The organism is Clostridium sp., assembly GCF_051654825.1.
In the GTDB taxonomy this organism is placed as follows: domain Bacteria; phylum Bacillota; class Clostridia; order Clostridiales; family Clostridiaceae; genus Clostridium.
The window spans coordinates 1-7,041 of record NZ_JBOFYU010000009.1 but is presented as its reverse complement, the minus strand read 5'-3'; the positions used below and the strand labels follow the sequence as shown (position 1 = coordinate 7,041).

At 29.5% G+C, this 7,041-nt stretch carries 8 protein-coding genes; 2 read left to right on the top strand and 6 right to left on the bottom strand.

The window, feature by feature from the left end; all coding sequences use genetic code 11:
* Nucleotides 1-152: 152 nt before the first annotated feature.
* A complete protein-coding gene (locus tag ACRDBA_RS00315) occupies nucleotides 153-932 on the top strand; it encodes a hypothetical protein (RefSeq protein WP_438570956.1) in 780 nt (259 codons plus the stop codon).
* A gap of 79 nt (nucleotides 933-1,011) precedes the next feature.
* Here ACRDBA_RS00315 and ACRDBA_RS00310 read toward each other — a convergent pair whose 3' ends face one another.
* Genes ACRDBA_RS00310 through ACRDBA_RS00295 form a run of 4 tightly spaced genes read right to left on the bottom strand, consistent with a single transcriptional unit; the run spans nucleotide 1,012 to nucleotide 4,914 of the window.
* Entirely contained in the window at nucleotides 1,012-2,181 is a 1,170-nt protein-coding gene (locus ACRDBA_RS00310) for an ABC transporter permease (RefSeq protein ID WP_438570955.1), read from the bottom strand.
* Nucleotides 2,182-2,193: 12 nt separating this feature from the next.
* On the bottom strand, nucleotides 2,194-2,868 hold the full coding sequence (locus ACRDBA_RS00305; protein WP_438570954.1) for an ABC transporter ATP-binding protein: 675 nt from the start codon (nucleotides 2,866-2,868) through the stop codon (nucleotides 2,194-2,196).
* Nucleotides 2,869-2,881: 13 nt separating this feature from the next.
* On the bottom strand, nucleotides 2,882-4,033 hold the full coding sequence (locus tag ACRDBA_RS00300; protein WP_438570953.1) for an SH3 domain-containing protein: 1,152 nt from the start codon (nucleotides 4,031-4,033) through the stop codon (nucleotides 2,882-2,884).
* Between the two features lie 2 nt (nucleotides 4,034-4,035).
* Nucleotides 4,036-4,914: a DUF4405 domain-containing protein gene (locus ACRDBA_RS00295; RefSeq protein ID WP_438570952.1), complete on the bottom strand. Its 879-nt coding sequence runs from the start codon at nucleotides 4,912-4,914 to the stop codon at nucleotides 4,036-4,038.
* Nucleotides 4,915-5,051: 137 nt separating this feature from the next.
* On the opposite strand from ACRDBA_RS00295, the gene ACRDBA_RS00290 reads away from it, so the two are divergent.
* Nucleotides 5,052-5,816, top strand: a complete 765-nt coding sequence (locus ACRDBA_RS00290) for a nucleoside phosphorylase (protein ID WP_438570951.1) — start codon at nucleotides 5,052-5,054, stop codon at nucleotides 5,814-5,816.
* Between the two features lie 256 nt (nucleotides 5,817-6,072).
* Here the strand turns inward: ACRDBA_RS00290 and ACRDBA_RS00285 are convergent, their stop codons facing one another.
* Both ACRDBA_RS00285 and ACRDBA_RS00280 read right to left on the bottom strand, forming a co-directional pair.
* Entirely contained in the window at nucleotides 6,073-6,438 is a 366-nt protein-coding gene (locus tag ACRDBA_RS00285) for a hypothetical protein (protein ID WP_438570950.1), read from the bottom strand.
* Between the two features lie 303 nt (nucleotides 6,439-6,741).
* Nucleotides 6,742-7,041 (bottom strand): sensor histidine kinase (locus ACRDBA_RS00280; protein ID WP_438570949.1); only part of this gene is annotated, 300 nt, incomplete at its 5' end.

Genomic DNA, 7,041 nt, shown 5'->3' with positions numbered 1-7,041 from the left:
CTATATATTTTAATATTTTTTATAATTAATGTCAATAAGTTTATTTTATCTGATTATATCTTAATAATTAAAATGATTTTACTACAAATTTTAAGATTTATTTTTAGTTATATGGGTATTTATTTATTATTACAACTTGGAGGTATATGCAAATGAATTATAATAATAATTTTAATTTTTATATAGAAGAACTTATGAATCACATTTATAAACAAAAACTATACAAACTAGCTTACAAATCAAATGTAAATACTACTAATAGCAATATTAACTATTATTATTTACTAATTAATTCTATATCAAAATCAGATATTTTACCTGATGTAGATATGGAGAAAACTATAAGAAATTATATAGAATCTAGTTCTGAAAATTACTTTATGAGAAAAGCTATGTCCATAGAAAAAAATTACTTATATCCTAAATTATTTGATTCTAATAATAATCCTAAAGTAGATTACAACTATTCAAATGCACTTATTACACTTTGGAAAGGTGATATGGATGAATTTTATATAGAAGAAGCATACAATAGATTTAATAAAGATTCTTTCTTAAAATTTGTTAAGGATAATCTTAGCAGTCTGCTAAATGATATATCAATATACATTGATAATACGAAGGAAAATAATAAAATAGTTATAGAATGTTTAGATAAAGATGACCTATTAGATAAAATTAAATCTATGATATTAGATAAATCACTAGAATTTGAGTGGGCCGAATTTTTAGTTGATATGAACAGTCTAAGAAATGAAATGCTTACCTTTGCTGGAGATTTAAATATATATAGCGAGTTTGATAAGCTTGAAGATAATACTAAATATTGTTTAGATAATCATTGTAAATATAATTCTCATGAATTATTTGATATATTGACTAATGATAAAGGATTCATATGGATAGATGGAATAGGTTTAGTAACTAAATAGACTTTATACTTAAAATAGTTGTATCTTGGTGTTATATATCTAAGATACAACTATTTTTTATAGATCCAGATTTAATATACTATTCAGTTCTTAATGCTTGTATTGGCTGTAGCTTAGATGCCTTGTTTGCAGGTAATATTCCAAACACTAGCCCTACCACCATTGAAAATCCTAAGGATAATATAACTACATTCCATGATATTGATGCCTCTATACCCATTACTGAGTATATTACATTAGAGCCAATTATTCCAATAATAGCCCCAATTATTCCTCCAAGCAAACTTACAACTACTGATTCTATTAAGAATTGAATTAATATCGTCTTTCTCTTTGCTCCTAATGCTTTTCTTATTCCTATTTCTTTAGTCCTTTCACTTACAGATACCAGCATTATATTCATTATCCCGATTCCACCAACTACTAGAGATATACTAGCTATAGCACCTAATACTATCCCCATAGTACTTTGCATAGATTCCATAGACTCTATAATTTCTTGTTGGTTGAATACATTATAACTGTCTTCATCTTTAAAAATGCTGTATAGTTCACCTTCTAGCTTCTTTACAATATAGTTTATTTTGCTATCATTTTCAGAACTTATATATACACTTGATATTGATGTGTTTTTTACTAATCGTTGACCTGATGTTAATGGTAGTACTATGCTATTATCATAAGTATTCATAGCATTTTCCCCTTGTGAATTAAGCACACCCACTACCTTGTATGGTACACCATTTAAGTTTATAGTTTTACCTACAGGCTCATTAAGTCCAAATAAAGTATTTGCTATTTCACTTCCTAATACTACTACCTTGCTACTATAATCCACATCTATATCTAGTATAAATCTACCTTTTGATATTTCCATATTTTTCACTTCTTGATAGCTTTCTGTTGTAGATATAGCGCTTACACTTTCTTTTTCTCCATTAAAGCTAGCCAGTACATTTCCATTTGTTACAGGTGCTATGCTTTTAACTCCATTTATATCTTTTAGCCTATTACTATCTTCTACTGTAAATTTGTTACTAGCATCATTAGACATTATATTTACAGTTACTAGGCTTGATCCTAATCCGCTCATTTCATCATTTATACTTTGCTGCATCCCATTTGCCACTGAAACTAACATAGTAACACTGCATACTCCTATTATTATCCCTAGCATTGTAAGCATTGTTCTGAGTTTATTAGATAATAGTTGTTTAAATGCCATCTTAAAACTTTGATAAAGATCCATACTCAACCTCCTTTACTCGTGTATTTTTCCATCTTTTATATATATTTGTCGATTTGCCTGATTTGCTATCTCGCTATCATGAGTTATCATAATTATTGTACGTCCTTCTTTGTTCAAATCATGCATTATGCTTAGTATCTCTTTACTAGTTTTACTATCTAAAGCACCCGTTGGCTCATCTGCTAGTAGTATTTGAGGATTGGTAGCTATAGCTCTTGCAATAGCCACTCTTTGTTGCTGACCTCCTGATAATTGATTAGGCATGTGAGTTTTTCTATCTTCTAGCCCAACTTTTTTTAAACAATCTACAACTATTTCCCTTCTTTCACTTGCTGGTACACCTTGATATATAAGTGGTAATTCCACATTTTCATAGGCATTTAGTTTATTTAGTAAATTAAACTGCTGAAATATAAATCCTATTTTTTTATTTCTAATTTCACTAAGATCATCATCTTTTAGTTTGTTTATATCCTTGCCGTCTAGTTTATACATGCCTTCATCTACTAAATCTAGGCAACCTACAATATTCATAAATGTTGACTTTCCTGAACCTGATGGTCCTACAACTGCAACAAAATCACCTTTATCAATTTCTAAACTTACATTATCTAATACCTTTAAATACTCATCCCCCATTGTGTATGTTTTACAAATATTATCAACTTGAATAACTTTTTCACTCATAATTGACCTCCTTTTAATTAGAACGCTTCATATTTGATCCACCACTTGGCATAGGTCCACCTTGCCCTTGGCCTTTCATCATTCCTTGTCCACCCATACTTGGCATTCCTCCTGGCATCCCCATTTCATTACTACTACTATTTTCTTTTATACTAGGTAATTGTATTTCCTCATCTTCATTTAATCCACTTGAAATTTCTATATAATCTTCATTATGTATCCCTACCTCTATTGCCTTAGTTTCACTAGTACTAGGTATATTTACAAAGTAATTTCCATCATTATCTTTTTTAACACCTTCTATTGGTACATATAAAACATCATCTTTTCTATCACAAACTATTTCTAAACTAGCAGTCATCCCGGGCTTTACTTCACTAGTATAAATATCCTCCTTATTTATCCATCCTTCACTTTCATCAGTTAATTTTACTTTGTACCAGTTGCCATCTTTATCTAAGATTTCTAGCTTATCACCATTGATAACCTTCGCTTTTATACTATATCCTGTCGATGCTCCACTTCTTATATTTGCTGAGCTTTTATTAACTGTTGCTATTACATTTTCATTTATTCCCTCTATATCAACATAACTTGTACTTACCCATCCAAATGTTCCATCACTTAACTTTACTTTATACCAATCATCATTCTCTTCTAAAATTTGAACCTTATCATTTTCTTTTACAGTATTAACTGCTAAGTATTTTGAAGAGTTCCCACTTCTTATATTTGCGTCTTCATTTATTACACCAGTTTCTATTACTTCATCTAAAAGCGTTGCTACTACTGTATATGTAGTCAGTCCACTATCTTGTTGTACATAACTTTCTATATCCGTTACTACTGCTTCAAAAGTTTTATCTTCTATAGCTTCTAATGACACTTCTACCTTTTGATTTAATTGAATCTTACTTATATCTAGTTCATCTACATCTACTTGTACTTCTAGTTTGCTACTATCTGAGCTATTTGAAGTTATAGTACCACTGGCTGCTACAGTAACTTCTATATCTCCTCTTTCTACATTTCCTGTTCTTAGTTCTATATTTGACATAGCTTTTATTTCTTTATCTTTTTTATTCTTTAATACTAATCCACATCCTATGGTTGCTATTAGTATTACTGCTGTAGAGATTACTATAATTTTTTTAGGCTTTTTCATTTTTATATTCCTCCATTGTTTTTATTCCTATTTTTTATTAACTTATCTATGTAGTAAGTTGTTATTATAAATACAGATAATATACTTGTATAATTAATTATCAAAACTACCGGCGATGTTTTTCCCTTTGCAAAATCCCCTTTTATATTATGTCGATTTTCCATATCACCTCTATTTTTCATATTAGCTTCAAACTCTTTAATTTGTTCTTCACTCATATTCTCTCTATTTAAATCTGGTTTTTTTAACCCCTCTGGTCTTTCTTTTCCATTGCCGTCACCTTTAACTGGATGTTCTCCTATTGGTTGCATTTGATTCATTTTAAATCCCATTACAGTTTTTTGTATAAATCTTTGTGATGAAGTATTATAAACACCAAATATAAATACTACACATACTAATACTCTAGCTATTATTTGACTGTATTTTTTTGATTCTTTTACTTTGAAAATCCTCTTTGTCATTCCCTTAATCCAATTAAAATTAAGACCTATATGCATTCCTATAAGTGCTAAAGCTACATTAGAAACGGCTATATGTATACCTTTCCATAGTCCTTGATTTTGACTATGTATATTAGTAAAAATAGTTTTTGATATAAATATACCTCCAACCATTATCAATATCATACAAACTACTAAAAGCAGGTTTATGATATATACTACTCTAGTCCTATTATTTAACTTAGTTGAAAATAGTTTTTTGCTAATACCGATAATCCACTTATAATTTAAAATTAAATGAGTGATAACCCCTACCCCTATACCTAATCCTAAAAGTTCATGTAAATTAATACCGATTGCCCTCTTGTCATACATAAGCATAAACCCAATTGCTAGTACAACATCTAATACATACTTCATAATATTTTTCTTATTCATAATACACCTCCAACTTATTTGACAACTTCATTATAAATTTCTTAACTGAACAATAGCTTAACAATAGAATTTTTTATAATGCGAATTGGAAATATATCAGATACTATATATATAAACAGTAATCTAGGGGGGATTTTATGATACTTGAAGAATTTGATAAAAATAAATCTGCAGTAATAAATGCATTTGACCTTATAAAACCGATTGATGGATTTCCTAAAGTTGCAGTATCATGCTTTGCCAGATTTACATTTGATAGATTGGTAAGGGAGCTTAATGGAATTAAAATTGCAACAACTTCCATAGCAAATATGGAAATTCCTATTTATAAAGTAAATTATCAAGGGCTTGAAGTTGCTTTATTTATATCTTACGTTGGTGCACCAGGATGTGTCGCAGTTATAGAGGATATATTTGCAATGGGTGCTGAGAAATTAATTATTTTTGGAACTTGTGGTGTATTAGATTCGTCTATTGAAGATTGCTCAGTTATTATTCCTAATATTGCAGTAAGAGATGAAGGTACAAGTTTTCATTATGCACCACCATCAGATGAGATAGCTGTAAATCCAAAGTATATAGATGTATTTACAAAAATCTTAGATCATCATAAGTTAAAATATCAAATAGGAAAAGTATGGACAACAGATGGTGTATATAGGGAAACACGCCAAAAGGTTAAAGCTAGAAAAGCACAAGGATGTATTTGTGTTGATATGGAATGTTCTGCAATTGCAGCACTTTCTGAATTTAGAGAAAAAGATGTATTTCACTTTTTCTACGCAGCAGACAATTTAGATAGTGAAGAATGGGATCCAAGAAGTCTATCAAACGAAGCTAACCCATTGGAAAAGGACCGAATTGCTACACTTGCTATGGAGTTGGCCTTGGAGATTGGGTAGGGTCCGCAAAGGAGGTGTTTTGTATAAGTTTTTCTCCCGGCTCACGCAAGGTCGATGCAACTTATACAAAACCCCTCCTTTGCTCATTATCTATACTAATATTCGGCGTTAAAATAAAATGTTCTATTAAACTATTTGCTTGTTAAATATAAATTATAAAAATGACTGGTGTTATATTAGTGGTTATTTTTATAGTTGGTTCGTATTATATTAATATTGTAATGTATCTTAAATTCAATTAGAAATACATTTTTATTTAAATAGTCAAATGATTTATTTCATTCCAGTAATACTCAACTTCAATTAAATCAACTCCTGAGATATTAATAATGCTTGAATTACCTTTTTTAGCACCTAAGCTAACTAATTTTTCAGTAACTGCTTTAATAAGCATTCTACCAAAACCTACAACTTCTTTATCTTCGTTTTCTAATACAAACATAAACTCATCTGTATTTTTATTATTAAATAATCTATCATTCCACTTTTTCTGTTGCTTTTCATATGTCCTACTTATTAAATATTCTCTAGGTATCATACCTGAATAGGTTGAAATCCAAGCATCTACATGGACTTTATCCACTCCATCTAGGTCTTCTTTTTTATACTCTCGTACTAACATATAATTACCACCTTCTAATATTATCGTTAAATTATTATCCACTTATAAATAAATTTACAAGGTAGAAAGATGCAACTAAAACCATTAATAAACCTAAGTTCTTATAAAATAATGATCCAAGTATACTTATACTTAATATATTTTGATGAATAAATACATTGCCTACCTACCACCAAAGTTTTAGCCAGTAAATATCATGAGTGGAGATGGGTGGTATTATAGGACGCCCCGACATTTCAGCTTGGAGGGAGGCCTATAATGCCACCCATCTCCACGGGCCCTATTTACACGCTAAACTCTATTTTATTTCTTTGGTATTATTAACGTAAACTGACTACCTTCATTATATCTAGACTCTAACTTGATTTTCAAACCTAAGTTTTCAGCAATAGAACTTAACAAACTAAGTCCTATTCCACTCCCACCTATATCAGTAGCTCTAATATCATTACTTCTAAAGAATCTATCAAATATCCTACTTTGATCCTCTTCTTTAATTCCAATACCATTATCTATTACCTTAACAATTACATTTTTAGAATCTTCTTCTATTACAAGCTCTATTTTTCCATCTTCTTTTGTATATTTAAATGCATTTTCTAA